Here is a 19,209-nt window from a genome sequence, read left to right as displayed (position 1 = left end):
GCTTAGAACAAAGCAAATTGGGCACAGCATTTGGCACATGCCACCGAATTAATGAGATTGAACAGCCCCTCAGGGGCATTTTAGAGAGCGAGTTTCCATCAATGAGTCAGCGCCGAAAAATTTTGGTCACCAGCGCACTTCCCTACGCCAACGGCCCAATTCATCTTGGCCATTTAGTCGAATACATCCAAACCGACATCTGGGTGCGCTTCCAAAAGCTGCGTGGTCACGACTGCCACTATGTCTGTGCCGATGACGCCCACGGCACGGCCATCATGTTAAAAGCCGAGCAGCTAGGTATTACTGCCGAAGAGCAAATTGCTAACGTAAAGGCCGATCACGAAAAAGATTTTGCCGGTTTCCATATTGGTTTTGATAACTATGGCTCTACCCATAGTGAAGAAAACCGCCAGTATTCAGAAATGATCTACCAGCGTTTGCAGGAAAATGGTCATATCGCCAGCCGTACTATTACCCAGGCTTACGATCCAGAAAAAGAATTGTTTTTGGCCGATCGCTACATCAAGGGCACTTGCCCTAAATGTAAAGCTGAAGATCAATACGGTGATAACTGCGAAGTATGCTCAGCGACTTACTCACCAACAGAGTTAATTAACCCTAAGTCAGCCATCTCTGGCGCAACACCGATTGCCAAAGATTCAGAGCATTTCTTTTTTAAGCTGCCTGAGTTTAGCGATTTTCTAAAAGAGTGGACCCGCAGTGGCACCTTGCAAAATGAAGTCGCCAACAAACTTGCCGAGTGGCTAGATGCAGGATTACAAGAGTGGGATATTTCCCGCGATGCACCTTATTTTGGTTTCGAAATTCCTGGCCAAAAAGGTAAATACTTCTACGTTTGGCTGGATGCCCCGATTGGCTATATGGCCAGTTTTAAGACGCTTTGCGATCGCGAAGGCTTAGACTGGGATGAATACTGGAAGCCTGACAGCGAAACCGAGCTTTACCACTTTATCGGCAAGGACATCGTCAACTTCCACGCATTGTTTTGGCCATCGATGCTGCACTCTGCGGGTTTCCGTAAACCAAGCGGCGTTAATGTACACGGTTTTCTAACCGTTGATGGCAAGAAGATGTCTAAGTCGCGTGGCACTTTTATTAATGCTGCGGCATATTTGAATCACTTAGACCCTGAATACCTGCGCTATTATTTTGCCGCCAAACTAACCGCCAGTGTTGACGATCTAGATTTAAATCTAGAAGACTTTGTTCAGCGTGTGAATACTGACCTAGTTAACAAGGTTGTTAATATCGCTAGCCGCACAGCATCGTTTGTGAAAAAAGCCGGTGGAGAGATGTCCGCCAACATTGAAAATCCCGAGCTTTGGCAGCAGTTTTTAAACGCTGAAAATCTTATTGCTGAGCTCTATGAGCAACGCGAATACAGCAAGGCCATGCGCGAGATTATGACCTTGGCGGATGCGGCCAATGAGTATATCCAAGCACAAGCGCCTTGGAGCCTGGCAAAACAAGAAGGTAATGAGCAAAAGGTTTTAGACATCTGCAGCCTAGGGGTAAATATGTTCCGCGCCCTGATGCGTTTCTTAAAGCCAGTGCTGCCAGCTACCGCTGAAAAAGCCGAGCTATTCTTGGATGAAACCTTAAATTGGCAAGAGCCATTGGCCTACCGTGCTGGTGCCATCAATAAGTTTAAGCCACTGATGACTCGTATTGAACCCGATAAGGTTGCTGCCATGGTTGAAGACAGCAAACAAGCGGCCGCCGAAGCGATGCAGGTGGCAAAGCCAGCCGCCACTGGTCCACTTGCGGACGAGCCGATTGCCGACGAAATTAATTTCGATGATTTCGCCAAGGTCGATTTGCGTGTAGCACTTATCAAACAAGCTGAGCATGTCGATGGTGCCAAGAAGCTATTAAAGCTGACTTTAGATCTAGGCGGCGAAACTCGACAAGTGTTCTCGGGTATTAAAAGTGCCTATGCACCTGAAGACCTGGAAGGGAAACTGACCGTTATGGTTGCTAACCTCGCACCGAGAAAGATGAAGTTTGGTCTTTCCGAAGGCATGGTTCTAGCGGCTGGCCCAGGCGATAAAGAAATTTATCTGCTCGAGCCACACAGCGGCGCCCAGCCTGGCCAAAGGGTTATGTAAGTAAAAGCTGATATAACACAAGGCAAGCTATTAGCCTTAGAGCTAAGCTTGCCAATTTTTTATGGGCCCATGAGCCCGATTGATTTAAAGCCGACAATAGCAATGGAGCAACAATGGCCGATTTTGCCATTATCTTAATCAGCACCATTCTGGTGAATAACTTTGTGCTGGTGCAATTTCTTGGATTGTGCCCGTTTATGGGGGTTTCCAATAAACTGGAAACCGCCATTGGCATGGGCGGCGCAACCACCTTCGTGCTGACCTTAGCCAGTATTTGCAGTTACTTAGTCAATAGCTATCTACTGCAACCCTTTGGCTTAGAATATTTACGTACCATTGCTTTTATTTTGGTGATCGCTGTTGTTGTTCAGTTCGCCAAAATGTTCATCGAAAAAACCAGCCCTCTGCTCTATCGAGTTTTAGGGATCTTCTTACCGCTAATCACCACCAACTGCGCCGTATTGGGTGTGGCACTGCAAAACACCAACAAAGCCCATAACTTTTTTGAGTCTACAGTTTATGGTTTTGGCGCAGCCTTAGGTTTCTCTTTGGTGCTGGTGCTGTTTGCCGCCATGCGTGAGCGCTTAGCGGTTGCCGATGTACCCTTAGCATTTCAAGGCCCTGCCATTGCAATGATAACCGCTGGCTTGATGTCACTTGCCTTTATGGGCTTTGGAGGCCTGGTGTAAACCGGGAGCATCATGGATATCTCTAGCTTACATCCGCTTGTACTCGCGCTTCTGGTTCTCGGTGGCCTAGCATTAGTGTTCGGCGCCATCCTTGGTTTTGCCGCTGTGCGCTATAAAATCGAAGGCAATCCGATCGTTGATCAAATCGATAATCTATTGCCACAAACGCAGTGCGGCCAGTGTGGCCACCCTGGCTGTCGCCCTTATGCCGAAGGCATTGCCAACGGCGAAGAAATTAATAAATGCCCGCCAGGTGGACAAGATACAATTAATTCAATCGCCGACCTATTGGGCGTCGATGCCCCTGAGCTCGATGCCGAGCATGGCACGGAATCAGAATTGCCTACAGTCGCCTACATTCGTGAAGACGAGTGTATTGGCTGTACTAAATGTATTCAGGCCTGCCCAATGGATGCCATTTTGGGCGCCGCAAAACAAATGCATACCGTCATTGCCGATGAGTGCACTGGCTGTGATCTCTGTGTAGAACCCTGCCCCGTTGATTGTATTGAAATGCGTGAAGTTGAAGTAACCATGCAAAACTGGAAGTGGCAATTACCCTCACCGCTCGCCGCAGTAAACTCCGACATCATTGCCAGTGACCGCCAAACGCCTCAAGAAACCAAGCAAGAGGATACGGCCGCATGAGTCAGTTGATTTACCCTTTACGCGGCGGCGTTCACCCACCAGAAAATAAGCAACAATCACTGCAATCACCATTGCGGCGTTTAGCTATTCCTAGGGAGTTGGTTTTTCCTTTAGCGCAGCATATCGGCGCGCCTGCCAAAGCCGTGGTGGAAATTGGCGATCGCGTTTTAGCAGGCCAAATGATCGCCGAGCCAAATGGCCCATTCAGTGCTGCCATCCATGCCAGCACCTCAGGTACTGTCAGCGCCATTGAAGCCAGACCTATCCCTCACGCCTCGGGATTGTGGGGCGACTGCATTGTTGTGGCGGCTGATGGCAAAGATGAAAGCATCGATTTTGAAGGCTGTGAAAATCCTTTTGGGCTTGATCACGAAGCCTTAATTGAAAAAATTCGCCATGCGGGGATTGCTGGCATGGGAGGCGCAGGTTTTCCAAGCGCCGTTAAATTAAATCCACCACCCAATAGCAATATCGACACCTTGATTATCAATGGTACAGAGTGTGAGCCCTATATCACGGCTGACGATGTACTGATGCAAGAGCGTAGCGAAGATATTATTCGTGGCTGCACCCTGTTGGCACATATTTTAAACAGCCCCGATAGAATTTTAATCGGCGTTGAAGACAATAAGCCAAAGGCCATTGCTGCACTCGAGCAATCACTGCTCAAACTCGCGGCGGAAGATCTGCCCGGCATTGATCGTGTTCAAGTGGTCAGCTTCCCTACCAAGTACCCTTCTGGTGGTGAGAAGCAGCTAATTCAAATTTTAACTGGCAAAGAAGTTCCCAGTGGTGGCCTACCCGCACATATCGGTATTGTGGTTCAGAACGTTGGTACCACCGTTGCGATATGGGAAGCCATCAAGCACGGCAAGCCATTGATCGAAAGAATCACCACCGTGGTGGGCGAAAGCCTTAAAGAGCAAGGCAATGCGATTGTAAAACTAGGCAGCCCTAGCCAATTTGTACTGGAGCAATTTGGTTTCCAAGAAAAATCCTGTGCTCGCCTTATCGCGGGTGGCCCCATGATGGGCTTTAGCCTGCCCGATAGCCGCGCCCCCATAGTGAAAACCAGTAACTGTTTATTAGTACCCAGCCACCAAGAAATGCCTGATCCAGCACCAGCACAAGCCTGTATTCGCTGCGGCCATTGCGCACAAGCATGTCCCGCGGGTTTGCTACCACAGCAACTCTATTGGTATGCCCAAGCTAAAGAGCACGACCGTCTACTGGCCCATAATTTAATGGATTGCATTGAATGTGGCGCCTGCTCTTTTGTTTGCCCCAGTAGCATTCCATTGGTGCAGTACTACCGTGCTTCAAAAGGTGAAATCCGACAGGCTGAGATTGAAAAAGAGAAATCTGATCGTTCTCGTCAACGCTTTGAGTTTCGCCAAAAACGCATTGAACGTGCCGAAGCTGAAAAAGAAGCGAAGCGTCTGGCTCGTAAAAAAGCCGCCGAAGCGGCTAAGGCTAAGGCCGCCGCTAATGCAGGTACTGCCAAAACAGCCCCCGCTGCAGACCCAGTGGCAGCAGCCATGGCGAGAGTGCAAGCGCAGCAGTCTGACCCAGCCGAGCAGCTGGCTAAGTTAGAGCGCGCCGTTAACAATGCACGCAATCGACTAAACAGCGCCGAAGAAAAATGGCAGCAGGCTGAGGGAGATCAAAAAGCCAAACTGGAATCTCGCTTTAAACAGGCGCAACTAAGACTGCAAGATGCAGAAAGCAAGCTGCACGATTTCAAACAGCAGTCTGCTGGCGAAAATCCAGCGACATCAAACCCAGCCACCACAAACCCGGCTTCGGCAAAGCCAACTGCGCCACTCAATATTGACAGTGACGATCCGATAGAAAGAGCCAAGGCCAAAGCTCAACAGCGCCTCAGCATGTCGCCACTTGAAAAAGCTGAAAACAACTTGAGCAGTCTAAATGACAGGCTTAAAAAAGCACAAGAGAAAGCCGGCGAAGCCGATGACGACAAACGCGCGGCTATGGAAGCCGCTGTCGAAAAGCTGAAGCAGAAGAAAGCCGCACTCGAAAAAGAAATTGATGAGTTAAAAGCCCAGGCTCCGCTTAAAGAAAACACCGCCACAGCTGAAAGCCCAATAGATCCTGACAGTATTGAAGACCCTATTGAGCGGGCAAAAGCAAAAGCTATGCAGAGACTCAATATGTCTCCAGCTGAAAAACTGCAAAATAGCCTGCAAGCTTTGCAAACAAGATTAGCCAAGGCCGAAGAAAAAGCGGCCACGGCAGACGAAGACAAACGCCCCGCTATGCAGGCAGCTGTCGAAAAGCTGCAAGAGAAAATCAAAACCGTCGAGCAGGAGATTGCTGAGTTTAAGGCCCAGCAAGAGCCTGCAAAGCCTGCCGAAAGTACAAACGAGAGCTCTGGCGTACCGCTTGATGCGGCCAGCGCGGCAATTGAAAAAGCCAAAGCTAAAGCGGCTGCTCAAGCTCAAATGAGCGACAGTGAAAAACATGCAGCACAAATCGAATCGCTGCAGCAGCGCATTCAAAAAGCACAGCAACGCCTAGATAAGGCCATTGAAGAAGGCAACGACAATGTGGATGCCTTCCGCCTTGGGCTAGAAAAGCTACAAGCCAAGCTTAAAGAATTGGAGTCCGAATAATGTCATTTTTGCGCGCCAGTTCGCCACATGCCCACGCGGCCAATAACACCGCTAATGTTATGCAGACCGTGTTGCTGGCCACCCTTCCCGGGCTATTGGCTTTAACGGTGTTTTTTGGTCCGGGCAGCATTATCAATATTTTGCTTGCCTTAGTTTTTTGTTTGGCAGGTGAAGCACTAGTCTTACGCTTACGCAAACGCCCGTTAGGATTTTATTTGCGTGATTACAGCGCGGCCGTTACCGCTGTACTTTTGGGTCTGGCGCTACCGCCGTATTGCCCTTGGTGGGTAGTGCTGGTAGCCAGCGTTAGCGCCATTGTTATCGCCAAACAACTCTATGGCGGCATGGGTTATAACCCCTTTAACCCAGCCATGGTTGGCTATGTTGTTGTGCTGATCTCATTCCCTTTGCAAATGAGCCAATGGCCAAGCCCTGCCCCGCTGCTCGAGTCCCTACCCTCTATCAGTGCCAGTTTAAGCCAGGTATTTACTGGCCAGGGTCTAGACGCTTACACCTCTGCGACGGCATTAGATATCGTCAAACAAAACAATAGCCAACTCATTAGCCAAGTTTACGCTGACAGTGATTTGATACGCAGTGGCTCACTGGCCGGCGCTGGCTGGGAATGGGTCAACCTGGGCTTTTTAATGGGCGGCTTGTATTTGCTCTATAAAAAAGTGTTCACCTGGCATGCACCTGTGGCCATGCTGGCGAGCCTAAGCCTGTTCGCCCTTCTGGGCTATGATTCAGGCAGCTCCCAGTCAGGTGGCTCCCTAAGCTTGCATCTGTTTAGCGGCGCTACCATGTTAGGTGCCTTTTTTATTATTACCGACCCAGTTAGCTCAGCGGTCTCCAATAAAGGCCGGCTTATTTTTGGTGCGGCCGTAGGCGCTCTAGTCTACTTAATTCGAGTATTGGGTAACTACCCTGATGCGGTGGCCTTTGCGGTTCTACTAATGAACTTTGCAGCGCCTTTTATCGACTACTATACCGTGCCGCGCAGCTACGGCCACGCCAAGCCACGTAAGGCCACGGAGAAACAAGAGCCATGACACTAGGTGATTCAATTAGCAAAAATGCCATTTTGCTGGGTGCCTTTGCCTTGCTGACGGCAGCGGTATTAGCTGGCACCCACTTAATGACCAAAGACCGTATTGCAGCCGCAGAACGCAAAGCCGCAGAGCAAGCGCTATTAGAAATTATCGCCAGCTTGCCAGAAAAACATGACAACGACCTGCTAGCCGACAGCTTAGATATTCCTGCAAGCCTGCAGAAAACACTGCACTGGCAAGGCGATGAAAACGTTTATTTGGCCAAGCGTTCTGGAAAAGTGATCGCCTATTTAATTCCCGCCATTGCCCCTGAGGGTTACAGCGGCGATATAAAACTGTTGATCGGTATTACGCCATCAGGAATGCTCAGTGGAGTTAGGGTATTGGCCCACAAAGAAACCCCCGGCCTAGGTGATAAAGTTGAAACTAAAAAAAGCGATTGGATCTTGAGCTTTACCGGCCGATCGTTAACGGCTGAGAATAGTTCAGCATGGGCCGTTAAAAAAGACGGTGGTGATTTTGATCAATTTACTGGTGCGACCATTACCCCTAGGGCCGTCGTCAAACAAGTTAAACAATCTGTAGAAGCCTTTAATAGCTGGCTGTTAAAAGAGCAAAGCCATTTAACGCAACAGGAGCCTAGCAATGACTGATAAAAGCATTGATTACGCCGACATCAGCAAAAAAGGCTTGTGGGAAAACAACCCCGCCTTGGTGCAATTGTTGGGGCTCTGCCCATTGCTGGCCGTTACTGGCTCGGTGGTTAATGCGCTGGGTTTAGGTCTTGCTACTATGTTGGTACTGCTAGGGTCCAACATTAGCGTTTCATTGATTCGCCACGCGGTTAGCGATGCGATTCGCCTACCGGCCTTCGTGATGATTATCGCTTCGTTTACCACCGCAACCGAATTGTTGATGCAGGCATTCACCTACGAGCTGTATCAAATTCTCGGTATCTTTATCCCGTTGATTGTTACCAACTGCACCATCCTTGGGCGTGCTGATGCATTTGCCAGTAAAAATGGTGTACTGGCTTCAACCGTAGATGCCGTCATGATGGGCTTAGGCTTTTTATTGGTTTTACTGGCACTGGGCGGTATCAGAGAACTTTTGGGTGCCGGCACGCTGTTTGCCGGTATGGATCTGCTCTTAGGTCCCATGGCGGCCAATTGGGAGTTGCAGCTAATGGGTGATGATTACCCCGGCTTATTAGTAGCGCTGCTGCCACCTGGAGCCTTTATCGTGACGGGCTTCTTGATCGCTGCAAAGAATGCGATAGACCATCACCAGCAAGAAAAAGCCAAGGCCAAGCAAGCACCCGTCGTGGCCGGAAGTCGACGTGTTCGCACAACCGGCCACATTAGCTAAACTGTAAACAGCACCTTTCAGCCAACCATAGGCCTAAACTGAGGTAGCAAATCATCATGGCTGATGTAGACAAGAATCAGGAAAGCAACTTTAAGGGGCGACAGCCCCTCAGAGCCAATAGCCGACACCGCCGCAATGAGATTTTGCAGGCCACCTTGCGTCTTATTGCGAACGATGGCATCAGAGCTGTGCGCCATAGAGCCATTGCCAAGGAAGCGGACGTCCCACTGTCTGCCACTACCTATTATTTTAAAGACATCAACGATCTCATTAATGATGCCTTCGCGTTATTTGTGGAGCAAAGCCAAGCGCGTAATTCATGGTTACAGGAACAAACCCTAGCGACTTACCAAAGCAGCCAAGCCACATTGAGCAGCGACCCTAGCGGACAGCAGATGAGAGCCGAGCTTGCCGGCTCAATCCCAAAGCTAGTATTGGAACATGTTCGGCGCCAAGTTGAAGATACCCAAGCTAGACGCCTCGAACATGCCTTTTTAAATGAAACTCTCCACAATAATGACTTAGAAGCGCGTTATGAAAACCTGCGAAATGATGTCATAGCTGCAATAGAAGCTTTTTTACAGCTGATCGGCAATGATTCGCCCGCAGCCGATGCACACTCCCTGCATGGAATTATCCAGTGGCTCGAGTATTTACTTGTAGTGGAGAATTGCGAAGCCAATTGGCAACTGGCCGAGCTGACCATCGAACGACAGATACAGAGACTTTTTAACAATATCTAGGTTCGGCAGCCTCAAATGCCTACAGCTTCTAAGTTCAATACTCTCCTTTCCCAATAAATTCTGAACTAAAGTCCTGCAAGCTCCGCGAGCGGTCAATTCCATAGTTTGAACGGCAGTAGCAAGCCAATAAATTGCGGCAAAGTTAACAGGCTCATCTCCTCTAACAATGCTAAGATGTAATTAAGCAGTCGGCGTGGTGTGTCCGGCTTTACACGCTAAACGCTAGACAGGTTTTCTCGGATGGCCCCAGCAACACATCAACCTAAAGCCACAAACTTCTCTTTTCATCTTGCACTGGTGGCAAGCGCCGCATTTGTATTCACCAGTACGGCTAGCCACGCACAAATTTATCGCTGGCAGGATGAATCCGGTAAATTTCAATACAGCGATAAACCTAGGCCAGGAGCCAAACTGATCAAGGAAGCCGATAAAAAGCCCAAGGCTGAAGGCCTCGTCTCCTCTGAAGATGTATTGCTCGCACTCCCTAATGAAATCGAGCCTAAAAAGCCCGGCGATAACCCTGAAACTGAGCAGCCAAAGCTTAAAGATGAAGAGGCGGAAGTGCCCCGTGCGGCCACTGCCCAACAAGCGAATACAGCCATTGAAAATGAACGGATGAGTGAAGACGATCAAGCTCGCTTAAAAGAGCTAAGTCGAAAGCATCGCCGCTGCGCTAGCAGTCGCACTCGAATGAGCAAACTCGAGGCGCAGTATCAGCAGCGTAAGCTGGAAGGCGCACCAGAGCAAACCTTGGATTACTTACAGCGCTCTGTTGAACGACAGAAAAAGCTGGTCAGCCGCGATTGCAGCTAAACCTTTCGAGTTTTATTCAAGCCAGCTACTAGCTGGCTTTTAAACTAACAGCGCTGGGTACCTTTTGGCCCAACGCTCAAATGGATAAGCACTTACTTTGCTATACCGGTTAAGCCAAAATATCTGTGGCTACTCGATAATTTGGATCTTCCAATACATTCACCTCGCATAAATTACCGGCATTCTTCAGCAATTTACGACACTCTGGACTCAGGTGACGCAGATGTAAGGTTTTACCTTCTTTCTGATAACGTACTGCCAGCGCATCAAGCGCTTCAATTCCAGAGTGATCACTAACACGAGAGCGCTTAAACTCGATAACCACATGCTCTGGATCATTCTTAGGGTCGAATAACTCACGGAAGTGGCTAACAGAACCAAAAAATATCGGCCCACGCAGATCATAAACCTTGTAGCCATTCTCATCGGTATAAGTATCTACCATGATGTGCTTGGCGTGTTTCCACGCAAACACTAGCGCCGAAACAATCACCCCGATAACCACTGCAATCGCCAGATCGTAAACTACGGTGACACCAGATACCAAGATCAGAATAAAGGCATCAGACGGCGGGATCTTGCGCATAATACGCAAAGAAGACCACTCGAAGGTACCTAGTACTACCATAAACATAATGCCCACCAAAGCGGCCAGCGGGATCATTTCAATATACTTTGCGCCAAACAAAATAAAGGCGAGCAGCACTAATGCGGCAGTAATACCTGACAGTCGACCACGACCGCCATTATTAATATTGATCATGCTTTGACCAATCATGGCGCAGCCGCCCATACCACCGAAAACACCATTTACGCTGTTGGCGATGCCTTGGCCCACACACTCACGGTTACCCTGACCACGAGTTTCGGTAATCTCGTCAATTAAGCTGAGGGTCAATAACGATTCAATCAGGCCAATAGCGGCGATAATGCCCGCGTACGGCAGGATAATCCAAAGGGTTTCAAGGGTCATTGGTACCGCTGGAATGGCAAAGCTCGGCAACTCTCCTTTAAGCGTTGCAGTCGCTGCCTCATCGGCTGGCAGGCTATCTCGCACAAAATCAATTACGGAGCGCGCTTCCAGGTCCAAGCCAATCACAATCAATGTTACCGCGATAATAGCGACTAGACCTGCTGGTACTGCGGTGGTCAATTTCGGCAAGAAGTGCACGATCGCCATGGTTAATGCAATTAAGCCCACCATGATCACCAACGCGTTACCCTGCATCCATTCCAGGCCGTCGGCGCCCTGCACTTTAAATTGCCCTAGTTGCGCTAAGAAGATCACAATCGCCAGGCCATTTACAAAGCCCAGCATCACCGGATGTGGCACCATGCGTATAAACTTACCGAGCTTAAACACACCCGCTAATATCTGGATAACACCGGCTAACAGAACCGCAGCAAATAGGTATTGCACACCATGCTGAGCAACCAGAGAGACCATCACTACAGCCGTGGCCCCTGTGGCACCAGAGATCATACCAGGGCGACCGCCAAAGACCGCCGTTAGCAAACCCATCATAAAGGCTGCGTATAGACCTACCATCGGCTCTACGCCTGCCACAAAGGCGAAGGCAACCGCTTCTGGTACCAACGCCAGTGCTACAGTGGTGCCGGATAGAACATCGTTCTTGATATTGTATTGATTCGCCTTCTCGTGAATCAGATTAAACATGTGAGCCTCGAAATCTATGGGTACAGGGCTTGGGTGTCCAAACATGAGCCCTTCAACAAGGGTTTACATTAGAGGACAGCTATATGACCAAGGAATGTCATACAGCATAGCTTAGGTTAAAAAAGGTGCGCGATTCTAACAGGTTTTGCGGATGCAACCAATGTGCGAGGTAATAGCGCAAAGCGCCGTAACTCAATAAGTCGAGCGCGAACGGAACCTATAAAAGGGAATAAAGTATTGCTTTGTGGCTTAACAAGGCCAATTTTACAATTTGGTCTCAATCAGCCAAGCGACTACTGTAGCCCGCGCTTGCCCAATAGTTGAATGGCATAGCCGTCTGGGTCTTGGCAAAAGGCCAAAATAGAGGTACCTGCCCTCATGGGACCGGCTTCTCGAGTGATATCACCACCTGCAGCGCGGATCTGCTCACAGGCGTCGTAGACATCGTCCACCTCAATAGCAATATGACCATAGGCATTACCATGATCATAGTTGGCCTCGCTCCAGTTATAGGTGAGCTCTAAAACGGTATTATCAGATTCGTCACCATAACCGAGAAAAGCCAGAGTGAACTCCCCTTCAGGGTACTCCTGCAGGCGCAGCAACTGCATATTCATGACTTTGGTATAGAATGCTATCGAGCGCTCAAGATTGGCAACTCGCAGCATAGTGTGCATCAAACGCATAGTCCGCTTCTCGTAACAGATCTTCTTTGTCATTTTATCGGCCCAGTTACTTTGCCAACTCTTTAACTGGGAGGCCGACTATGCGCCAGAGTTTTTGGCAGGTCAAGAGGCTTTCTAGACTCTGATCAACAAAGCACTCTTGAGCTATAAACTCCAGTTAATTTGTCTGAAAAAACAATCAGTAAAATGAATAGAACTGATCAAAAACCCAGTACAACCTTAAACTTTGGTTTTTTCTGTTTGCCATAGTACTTGGGGCGATAATAATGCGTCACGCTATAACTACCGTTGCCATAACTTATATAAGTTGGTTGATGATTACTGTAGCTAGCTTGACGCTGCTGACAATAGCGATGATCAGACGAATGGTAATGCTGCCCCTCATGCCAATGACCTTGGTGGTAGCCGCTGTAATGGCGATGATAATGTTTGTTCTTGTTATGCCTATCTTTATTACCATGGTGCTTATGCTTACTGAGTTTTATACCCGTATGCTTAATGGTAGGAGCCGCATAATATAATTTTTTACTATTGTGCTTGTTTTTGTGTGTCTTGTTATAACTGTTGTTATAAACGTGGCTATGTGAGTCGCTATGAGAGTGACCATAAGAATTATAAGTTTCATGAGCAAGACCATGACTGCCATAACTCAATAACAATGTAACGCCAAACAGTGATGCGATTAGACGGTGCATAAAAGCCTCCTGGGACTTGCCCTAAACGATACCACTTGAAAGCTACAGCAGAAACATGAACTTGACCTTAAGCAATCGCTCATCGCAGACTAGCAGGCTGTTGAAAAACGTTTTCGAGGCAGTCAGCGCTAGGCAAAAACAAGCGAAAAAGCGCAGTTTATAGGTAATAAATGAGCATTTTGAGCTTGTTTTTAACAACGCGATGGCAACGTAGGTAGTTTTTCAACAGCCTGCTAGGGCGTAAATAACAATGCCAGGGCTAGACATATGGTCTTAGCAATTGATACGCCACGTCTGAGCGCCTACTTTTTTGTGGAAAACGCCAGCGACTTTATAGAATTTATGCACAGTGCATTTGGAGCTGAAGAACTCGGTAGAGAGTGCAGCAATGGGCGCCTGTTAAATGCCCAGTTGCGTATTATCGACTGCACCTTTATGGTGAGCGAGGCTGCAAAAATAGACCCTCTGCAAAGCAGCCATTATTTATATGTAGATGATGTCGACCAAGTTCTCAAAAGCGCATCTCAGGCAGGCGCCGAATATTTGTTTGAGGCCCAAGATATGCCCTATGGTGATAGTCAAGCGGGTGTAAAAGATCCTTTTGGTAATTATTGGTGGATATCAAAACGGCTGAGTGATGAGCCTTACTACTAAATAACAAAACGAAAAACACTGGGGCTCAAAGCTTCAAGACCAAAAGCCAGAAATACACCCAACATACAAAAGGGATTAATGAACATAATGATAGAGCTGCCTAATTTACCTATGGCAACCGAACGCTTAACAATACGTCAAGCATCTCTCGATGATGCCCCGTTTTTTCTAGAGCTGATGACCTCTAAAGGCTGGCTTGAAAATATTGGCGATCGAGGAATCTACCAGTTAAGTGATGCCCAAGCCCATATACAGAACAATGTGCATCAATCTTATCTTGAAAACGGTTTTGGCATGTATGTCGTATGTGATAGCGACAATAAAGCCATTGGCAGTGTCGGCTTTATTGACCGCCCTACTCTTGAACATGTTGATATAGGCTATGCCTTTCTAGCCGATGCTGGGGGCAAAGGCTATGCCATTGAAGCCTGCCACGCTATTTATCACTATGGTGTGGAGCAGTTAAAGATCCAACCTATTGTTGCCATCACATCCCCCCACAATATCCGCTCTGGAAATATACTGCTTAAACTGGGATTTCAACGCAGCGATGATATTTGCCTTTCCGATAGCGGCGAAACCGTGCATTATTATATCGACCCGCAACACCCTTTGTTTAAACACTAAGTCAAAAGAATATGCCAAAGAATTTCAACCCTACGCAGTTGCCCCATGCTCATATGAGCGCCATCAACAATGTTGAAGTGCCCCATGTGAATCATCTTGAGCAAAACGAGTTCCAACAATTACTGCAACAGGCGGATTATTGCGATTGTATCTTTGATGATGACGATGAAATTTTTGGCTTTCTGATTGGCTTTCAAAAAGATAACACAGAATATCAAAGCTTTAACTTTCAGTGGTTACAACAACATTGCGATAATTTTCTCTATGTTGATCGCATTATTGTGGCACCTTGGGCCCGTAGCCAAGGTATAGGAAAGCGTTTATATAAAAACGCCGAAAATTGGTGTAAGCGGCAGGGAATTGATAATGTGGTTTGTGAAGTAAACCATTCTCCGCCAAACCCCAACTCACACTTGTTTCATAAGGCCTTGGGGTTTTCTGCGCTAGAAAATGTGAAGCACCCAGAAGGGAAAACAGTGACCATGTACCAATGGTCACTGTAATTGCAAAGTTACTGTAAGGAATAATACTCAGCAACCTGCTTGCTTTGCTCGTCGTTAAGCTCTCCAGCAATCACTTCCATAATTGGGTGTTTGCGTTGACCACTGCGAAAATCACGAAGCTGCTTCAATAAATAGCCAGCTTTTTGACCGGCAAGGTTAGGCCATAACTGATTAACAGTTATGCCTTGCATGCCATGACAGGACACACAACGAGCTCGAACATGAGCACCCGGCAACTCTTTTTTAGAGCCGATTGCTTTTGCGCGTTTTTTAGAAGCAAAGTGTTTTGCTAAAGCGTCAATTTTCTCGTCACTCAAAGCTTGTACAAAAGGCATCATCGTCGGCACGATACGCTCACCATCACGAATCGCTCGAAGTTTACTGGCGATATAGCCAGCCTTTTGACCCGCTAAATTTGGCCAAAGATCACTACTTGATCGACCGTCAACACCATGACAAGAACTGCACTGCTGAACCTGCGCCGTAATATCCACCGCCGACACATTCACACTTAGAAACAAGGCAGCCAGAGAAAGTGCTGCACGCTTACACACGGAAGAAATCATAATTGTTTACTCTTTTTGCCGTTGCCGATAAACGACATCTTATTTTAATGGTTGTTCAGGCAGTTCTGTAATAATGCCTTTGGCTAGCATATCTTTTAGCAATTGCTTTCTAAACTCGAAGGCCTCGAATAAGGGTTCTTGCCGCAATTTTGCTACTTCAGCGACGGTATAAGGCTTAAAGTTTTTCGGCAAAGTTTCGCCAGAGATATTCAAGACAATCCAATTCAAAACTTCAGTCAGCTGCTCATCATCCAAGGCGGCATTGGCCGAACCTGGAACTTGCACTAGGTAATCGCGACCAGCTTGGAACTTTAGAAAGTTACCCACAAAATTGTTCATATGAGGAACCGCTTTGCGTCCCTCACCGGCAGGGCCATGACAGCCGCGGCAAAACATTTTGTAGTTAAACTCGGCGCGCTTTTCACGTTGCTCTGCACTTAAATCGGCAGCCTTCACTTGGCCAGTTCCTAAGAAACTGGCCACTAAGACTAGCGACAAAGCAAAAGCAGTTGTTAGGCTATTGCTCATGGTCTTAACTCCAAGCCTTATTGCTCAAAGGCCAAGCCCACAACAATCGCCGTGGAGCAGTGATAGACCGAGCTATTTGCACCCAAGCACCAGTTAACATCGTTGGATTTATCGGCGCGATACAGTGGGCGATCACCTTCATCACGTTGACACAGGCAACTGCCACACTGGGTAGTACCACAGCAATCGTTATAAGAGATAACGTAATTGCGACCATCGACAGGATTACGACAAGTACCAATCCAAGTAATCGGCGACATCTCTGTACCCGGCGGGCAAGTGTTATAGGTGCCGCCACAACACTCACACAAGAAACCATCGACTGCACAGTAACGCCAGTAATCACAGCTTGCTGGATCACCCGCCTCACTGTCCTGGGGTAGACGATTATCCTGTGGAAGTTTTTGACCGCCATCTGCAGCACGTGCTACCGGCAAAAGTGGAATGCTGCCCGCACCAACCAATGCAGCACCTAAACCTCGAATAAAGCCGCGTCGAGAGCCCTTTTGAGCTGCACCGCGAGCCGTTTTTTCAAATAACTTATCGAACAGGGACATGGATCAGGCCTCTTCTTTGTTTTGTTCTTAGCACGTTTATTTGCTTTAGGTCTTACAGAGCGCTTAGCGCCCTGCCATATATTCTTGTATAGAAGCCACTTCACGTTCTTTGGCTTCAAACAAACTATCTAGATGCTCACGAGAATTCACAATCCCCATAGAGGCAACATTACCCTGCTCATCAATTAAGACCGCATAAGGCAGCTTTGCGACACCATAGGTCTTGCCCAGAAGCTCAGAAACGATATAGGGAAAACCGCCTAAGTCCTGCGCTTTTGCAAAGGCTTGGTGATCGTGCTGCTTTCCATCACTGGCCAACACCAAATCCAACCACTTGGATTCTGCCGCCGCCGCAGAGCGCAAGGCAGGCAAAAGCGTTTTACAGATTGGGCAATCTGGAGAAACCCAGAAAATCAGCTGAGACTTATCGCGCTGACCACCAATATTCACCATTTGATTGGCCAAGGCTTGCAAAGATAACTCTGGGGCCTTTTGCCCAACTTCGAGTTTCTGATTCATTGCTAAGGCGCCTGCTGGAGCGACACGCTCATACAAAACACCGATTTGACGAATCAAGGCATAATTAATAATTGCCATTACGATCAGACCGATCCAAAGGGCAATATTTGATACGACGAGAAATTCCATTAACGAGACCTCATTGCTTCTATGCGCTGGAAATTGGCCAATAAACCTTCCCAGCAGCTGTAAGCCAAACTAAATACAATAGCCAGTGCCAGCGACAACCACAGCTCAGCACCTAATACATAGGGCTCGCTCGCAGCAAACAGTGCAAGCGCAGCCAATACCACATTGCGCCATAACAAGGCCGGACTGATTTTTAAGCCAGCCGCCGGGCCAGCACAGCCGCAATCCATATCGCGCTTACCCTGAAACCATTGCACAGCTAATAAAGCGCCATAAACTAGCATCAAGGTCGCACAGGCTACGGCTGCGATGCTTTTACTAGCCGGCAACAATAAAGCCAGTGCGATCGCTATTTCGATACCGGCAATCAATCGTACCGCTGAAATCGATTGCAAAGCTTTCGGCACATAGGCGTAATCTTGCATCAGCGCTTGGTAATACAGCTGATTATCGGGCATCAGTTTATGCTTGGCTGCATGCAATAGTAGCCAAACAAAAAACAGCGCAACCGCTTGGGCAAGTAAACTAATTAACATCAGTAAGCCTTATGAACCAACAGTGGCGTAACGTTACCAAAATCAGAAATGGTCTGAATTAGCTTGCCGTCTTTTGGATCAATAATGTCCAAGTTTAAGTCGCCATTGGTTACTACAAGTTTAGGTTCTTTGCCGCGGGTAACGGCGATGGAAATTCCCCAGCCAGGCAAAGCCAATTTGCGCAAACGTTTTTTATTTTTCACATCGATCACCCAAACATGGCTACCACCATGGGTCTGAGTACCATCAGCTCCATTTTCGTGGGCAATCATGTACATCAGACCTTGCTCATCCTTGTCGTTGAGCCCAAGGCCGCCTGGACGCCAATTAGTTTTGCGTTCTTCTGGGGTAATAAGATCCCAAGTTTCAACAAATTTGGCCACATCACCGCGCAGGTCAATGGTATGCATTTTTCCAGCAAAGCCAGGGAAATAGGCCATACCATCGATAATCGCTGGTCGCTCAAAGATTGGGGTTTTATCCGTATCAAAGAAAGGCTTGATGCGATGCTGCGCCGACTTCTTACCGTTTTTATCTAGAACAGTGGTTAACAAACCACCGTTGCTACATAGAGACGTCACGCTGCGCTCACCAGTAGGATAAGTCAGCACACAGCCAGGCGTACCAATAACATCCACAACTTCGCGCTTATCTAAATCTACTACCGAAAAAGAAGCTGCCGGGCTGAAATTAGCAACATAAAGAAAACGCTCGTCTTTAGACAAGCCCATTGAGTAACGCTCAGGTAAGGCTGTCAAACGAGTGGCATCTTTCCAAACAATTTCTTTTAAAATTTTGAAAGTCGTTTTGTCATAGATGGCCAAAACATCTTCACGGGGCCCACGGGATCCGCGTGCATGGAATGACTCCATGATATAAAACTCATCGCGCTTTTGAGCGGCTTTAAAGTTACCCAATAGGTTTTTATCGGCAATCGCTTTGATACGCTTTGCCGGACGTTCTTCCATAACATCAAGAACGATAACCTTCCCGCCAAACATACTGAAGAACGCCGCCTCATCAACATACATCCAGCTTTCTGGCATGTTTTTTGGCAAACTGCGAATGGCGCCAGTTTCTTCAATCGGTAAAGGGGGTAAATCGGGACGCGTTGCGGCCTTTTGTTCTTGCTTAGCAGCCGCCAAGGCGAGAGAAGAAAGCAAAACAGAAGATGCCAAAACGCTGCAGGCGCCTAGGCGAAGCGCACTCCTTAGAGATTTCATAATCGTTTCCACGGCTTTTATCGTTTATTATTCGCTGATGATTATCGCTATACCATCAGCATCATACCCCATAACATACCGACATGGGATAACTTCATCTAGTCTGTAAGTGAAAGACAAACTTGTCTGACGGCGCAACTCGCTAAGAGCTGCAACTGGTCTGACTGCTTACAGTTTTGGCTCCCGTAAAAGCGAAAAAAATGCGGGCCCACATCGGCAAAGATAGGGCCCGC

Annotated in this window: 21 protein-coding genes; 12 read left to right on the top strand and 9 right to left on the bottom strand. The window is 47.8% G+C overall.

The window, feature by feature from the left end; all coding sequences use genetic code 11:
* Nucleotides 1–101 precede the first annotated feature (101 nt).
* The 9 genes from metG (at nt 102) to Q1A41_RS02305 (ending at nt 10,075) form a co-directional block, all read left to right on the top strand.
* Nucleotides 102–2,129 (top strand): methionine--tRNA ligase, encoded by a 2,028-nt coding sequence (metG, locus tag Q1A41_RS02345; RefSeq protein ID WP_299974156.1) that lies wholly within the window; start codon nt 102–104, stop codon nt 2,127–2,129.
* A 113-nt stretch (nt 2,130–2,242) separates the two neighbouring features.
* Complete coding sequence (rsxA, locus tag Q1A41_RS02340; protein WP_299772076.1) at nt 2,243–2,818, top strand: electron transport complex subunit RsxA; 576 nt, start codon at nt 2,243–2,245, stop codon at nt 2,816–2,818.
* A 9-nt stretch (nt 2,819–2,827) separates the two neighbouring features.
* The gene (rsxB, locus tag Q1A41_RS02335) at nt 2,828–3,466 is read left to right on the top strand and encodes an electron transport complex subunit RsxB (RefSeq protein WP_299976145.1); all 639 of its coding nucleotides are present in this window, start codon (nt 2,828–2,830) and stop codon (nt 3,464–3,466) included.
* Nucleotides 3,463–6,099: an electron transport complex subunit RsxC gene (gene rsxC, locus Q1A41_RS02330; protein ID WP_299974153.1), complete on the top strand. Its 2,637-nt coding sequence runs from the start codon at nt 3,463–3,465 to the stop codon at nt 6,097–6,099. Before rsxB ends, rsxC begins: the two co-directional genes overlap by 4 nt.
* Complete coding sequence (gene rsxD / locus Q1A41_RS02325; RefSeq protein WP_299974150.1) at nt 6,099–7,151, top strand: electron transport complex subunit RsxD; 1,053 nt, start codon at nt 6,099–6,101, stop codon at nt 7,149–7,151. Before rsxC ends, rsxD begins: the two co-directional genes overlap by 1 nt.
* A complete protein-coding gene (gene rsxG, locus Q1A41_RS02320) occupies nt 7,148–7,804 on the top strand; it encodes an electron transport complex subunit RsxG (protein WP_299974147.1) in 657 nt (218 codons plus the stop codon). The genes rsxD and rsxG overlap by 4 nt, the downstream gene beginning before the upstream one ends.
* Nucleotides 7,797–8,519 carry an electron transport complex subunit E gene (locus tag Q1A41_RS02315; protein WP_299974144.1) on the top strand — a complete coding sequence of 241 codons (723 nt, stop codon included), beginning with the start codon at nt 7,797–7,799 and terminating at the stop codon, nt 8,517–8,519. Before rsxG ends, Q1A41_RS02315 begins: the two co-directional genes overlap by 8 nt.
* A 56-nt stretch (nt 8,520–8,575) precedes the next feature.
* A complete protein-coding gene (locus Q1A41_RS02310) occupies nt 8,576–9,262 on the top strand; it encodes a TetR family transcriptional regulator (RefSeq protein ID WP_299974140.1) in 687 nt (228 codons plus the stop codon).
* Between the two features lie 240 nt (nt 9,263–9,502).
* On the top strand, nt 9,503–10,075 hold the full coding sequence (locus tag Q1A41_RS02305) for a DUF4124 domain-containing protein (RefSeq protein WP_299974137.1): 573 nt from the start codon (nt 9,503–9,505) through the stop codon (nt 10,073–10,075).
* A gap of 109 nt (nt 10,076–10,184) precedes the next feature.
* Here Q1A41_RS02305 and Q1A41_RS02300 read toward each other — a convergent pair whose 3' ends face one another.
* The 3 genes from Q1A41_RS02300 to Q1A41_RS02290 form a co-directional block, all read right to left on the bottom strand.
* Nucleotides 10,185–11,753, bottom strand: coding sequence for a SulP family inorganic anion transporter (locus Q1A41_RS02300; RefSeq protein ID WP_299974134.1), 1,569 nt, complete (start codon nt 11,751–11,753; stop codon nt 10,185–10,187).
* Nucleotides 11,754–12,046: 293 nt separating this feature from the next.
* Nucleotides 12,047–12,439 carry a lactoylglutathione lyase gene (gloA, locus tag Q1A41_RS02295; RefSeq protein WP_363322341.1) on the bottom strand — a complete coding sequence of 131 codons (393 nt, stop codon included), beginning with the start codon at nt 12,437–12,439 and terminating at the stop codon, nt 12,047–12,049.
* 200 nt (nt 12,440–12,639) lie between these two features.
* Nucleotides 12,640–13,134, bottom strand: a complete 495-nt coding sequence (locus tag Q1A41_RS02290) for a hypothetical protein (protein ID WP_299974128.1) — start codon at nt 13,132–13,134, stop codon at nt 12,640–12,642.
* A 267-nt stretch (nt 13,135–13,401) separates the two neighbouring features.
* On the opposite strand from Q1A41_RS02290, the gene Q1A41_RS02285 reads away from it, so the two are divergent.
* From Q1A41_RS02285 to Q1A41_RS02275, 3 genes are all read left to right on the top strand, one after another.
* A complete protein-coding gene (locus tag Q1A41_RS02285) occupies nt 13,402–13,788 on the top strand; it encodes a VOC family protein (RefSeq protein WP_299974125.1) in 387 nt (128 codons plus the stop codon).
* 78 nt (nt 13,789–13,866) lie between these two features.
* The gene (locus Q1A41_RS02280; RefSeq protein ID WP_299974122.1) at nt 13,867–14,415 is read left to right on the top strand and encodes a GNAT family N-acetyltransferase; all 549 of its coding nucleotides are present in this window, start codon (nt 13,867–13,869) and stop codon (nt 14,413–14,415) included.
* An 11-nt stretch (nt 14,416–14,426) separates the two neighbouring features.
* Nucleotides 14,427–14,918: a GNAT family N-acetyltransferase gene (locus Q1A41_RS02275; RefSeq protein ID WP_299974119.1), complete on the top strand. Its 492-nt coding sequence runs from the start codon at nt 14,427–14,429 to the stop codon at nt 14,916–14,918.
* 8 nt (nt 14,919–14,926) lie between these two features.
* Here the strand turns inward: Q1A41_RS02275 and Q1A41_RS02270 are convergent, their stop codons facing one another.
* The 6 genes from Q1A41_RS02270 to Q1A41_RS02245 form a co-directional block, all read right to left on the bottom strand.
* Nucleotides 14,927–15,484, bottom strand: coding sequence for a c-type cytochrome (locus Q1A41_RS02270; RefSeq protein ID WP_299974116.1), 558 nt, complete (start codon nt 15,482–15,484; stop codon nt 14,927–14,929).
* Nucleotides 15,485–15,523: 39 nt separating this feature from the next.
* Nucleotides 15,524–16,012, bottom strand: coding sequence for a cytochrome c, class I (locus tag Q1A41_RS02265; protein ID WP_299974114.1), 489 nt, complete (start codon nt 16,010–16,012; stop codon nt 15,524–15,526).
* 17 nt (nt 16,013–16,029) lie between these two features.
* On the bottom strand, nt 16,030–16,569 hold the full coding sequence (locus Q1A41_RS02260) for a methylamine dehydrogenase light chain (RefSeq protein WP_299772048.1): 540 nt from the start codon (nt 16,567–16,569) through the stop codon (nt 16,030–16,032).
* 63 nt (nt 16,570–16,632) lie between these two features.
* Nucleotides 16,633–17,217: a redoxin domain-containing protein gene (locus Q1A41_RS02255; protein WP_299974111.1), complete on the bottom strand. Its 585-nt coding sequence runs from the start codon at nt 17,215–17,217 to the stop codon at nt 16,633–16,635.
* A complete protein-coding gene (locus Q1A41_RS02250; protein WP_299974108.1) occupies nt 17,217–17,753 on the bottom strand; it encodes a MauE/DoxX family redox-associated membrane protein in 537 nt (178 codons plus the stop codon). Before Q1A41_RS02250 ends, Q1A41_RS02255 begins: the two co-directional genes overlap by 1 nt.
* On the bottom strand, nt 17,753–18,976 hold the full coding sequence (locus Q1A41_RS02245) for an amine dehydrogenase large subunit (protein WP_299772042.1): 1,224 nt from the start codon (nt 18,974–18,976) through the stop codon (nt 17,753–17,755). The genes Q1A41_RS02250 and Q1A41_RS02245 overlap by 1 nt, the downstream gene beginning before the upstream one ends.
* Nucleotides 18,977–19,209: the final 233 nt, after the last annotated feature.

The organism is uncultured Pseudoteredinibacter sp. (genome assembly GCF_947502065.1).
Taxonomy (GTDB): Bacteria; Pseudomonadota; Gammaproteobacteria; order Pseudomonadales; family Cellvibrionaceae; genus Pseudoteredinibacter.
Note: the sequence above shows the minus strand (reverse complement) of the source record. Positions and strands in the feature narration are given on the sequence as shown.

What these genes read in the sequence shown, in the direction of transcription:
- Q1A41_RS02305 (WP_299974137.1), top strand. Translation starts at nt 9,503, where the DNA reads ATGGCCCCAGCAACACATCAACCTAAAGCCACAAACTTCTCTTTTCAT.
- Q1A41_RS02250 (WP_299974108.1), bottom strand. Translation starts at nt 17,753, where the DNA reads ATGTTAATTAGTTTACTTGCCCAAGCGGTTGCGCTGTTTTTTGTTTGG.
- rsxC (WP_299974153.1), top strand. Translation starts at nt 3,463, where the DNA reads ATGAGTCAGTTGATTTACCCTTTACGCGGCGGCGTTCACCCACCAGAA.
- Q1A41_RS02255 (WP_299974111.1), bottom strand. Translation starts at nt 17,217, where the DNA reads ATGGAATTTCTCGTCGTATCAAATATTGCCCTTTGGATCGGTCTGATC.
- Q1A41_RS02280 (WP_299974122.1), top strand. Translation starts at nt 13,867, where the DNA reads ATGAACATAATGATAGAGCTGCCTAATTTACCTATGGCAACCGAACGC.
- rsxA (WP_299772076.1), top strand. Translation starts at nt 2,243, where the DNA reads ATGGCCGATTTTGCCATTATCTTAATCAGCACCATTCTGGTGAATAAC.
- Q1A41_RS02285 (WP_299974125.1), top strand. Translation starts at nt 13,402, where the DNA reads ATGGTCTTAGCAATTGATACGCCACGTCTGAGCGCCTACTTTTTTGTG.
- gloA (WP_363322341.1), bottom strand. Translation starts at nt 12,439, where the DNA reads ATGCGTTTGATGCACACTATGCTGCGAGTTGCCAATCTTGAGCGCTCG.
- Q1A41_RS02315 (WP_299974144.1), top strand. Translation starts at nt 7,797, where the DNA reads ATGACTGATAAAAGCATTGATTACGCCGACATCAGCAAAAAAGGCTTG.
- Q1A41_RS02300 (WP_299974134.1), bottom strand. Translation starts at nt 11,753, where the DNA reads ATGTTTAATCTGATTCACGAGAAGGCGAATCAATACAATATCAAGAAC.
- Q1A41_RS02245 (WP_299772042.1), bottom strand. Translation starts at nt 18,976, where the DNA reads ATGAAATCTCTAAGGAGTGCGCTTCGCCTAGGCGCCTGCAGCGTTTTG.
- Q1A41_RS02260 (WP_299772048.1), bottom strand. Translation starts at nt 16,569, where the DNA reads ATGTCCCTGTTCGATAAGTTATTTGAAAAAACGGCTCGCGGTGCAGCT.
- Q1A41_RS02290 (WP_299974128.1), bottom strand. Translation starts at nt 13,134, where the DNA reads ATGCACCGTCTAATCGCATCACTGTTTGGCGTTACATTGTTATTGAGT.
- rsxG (WP_299974147.1), top strand. Translation starts at nt 7,148, where the DNA reads ATGACACTAGGTGATTCAATTAGCAAAAATGCCATTTTGCTGGGTGCC.
- Q1A41_RS02265 (WP_299974114.1), bottom strand. Translation starts at nt 16,012, where the DNA reads ATGAGCAATAGCCTAACAACTGCTTTTGCTTTGTCGCTAGTCTTAGTG.
- Q1A41_RS02275 (WP_299974119.1), top strand. Translation starts at nt 14,427, where the DNA reads ATGCCAAAGAATTTCAACCCTACGCAGTTGCCCCATGCTCATATGAGC.
- Q1A41_RS02310 (WP_299974140.1), top strand. Translation starts at nt 8,576, where the DNA reads ATGGCTGATGTAGACAAGAATCAGGAAAGCAACTTTAAGGGGCGACAG.
- Q1A41_RS02270 (WP_299974116.1), bottom strand. Translation starts at nt 15,484, where the DNA reads ATGATTTCTTCCGTGTGTAAGCGTGCAGCACTTTCTCTGGCTGCCTTG.
- metG (WP_299974156.1), top strand. Translation starts at nt 102, where the DNA reads ATGAGTCAGCGCCGAAAAATTTTGGTCACCAGCGCACTTCCCTACGCC.
- rsxD (WP_299974150.1), top strand. Translation starts at nt 6,099, where the DNA reads ATGTCATTTTTGCGCGCCAGTTCGCCACATGCCCACGCGGCCAATAAC.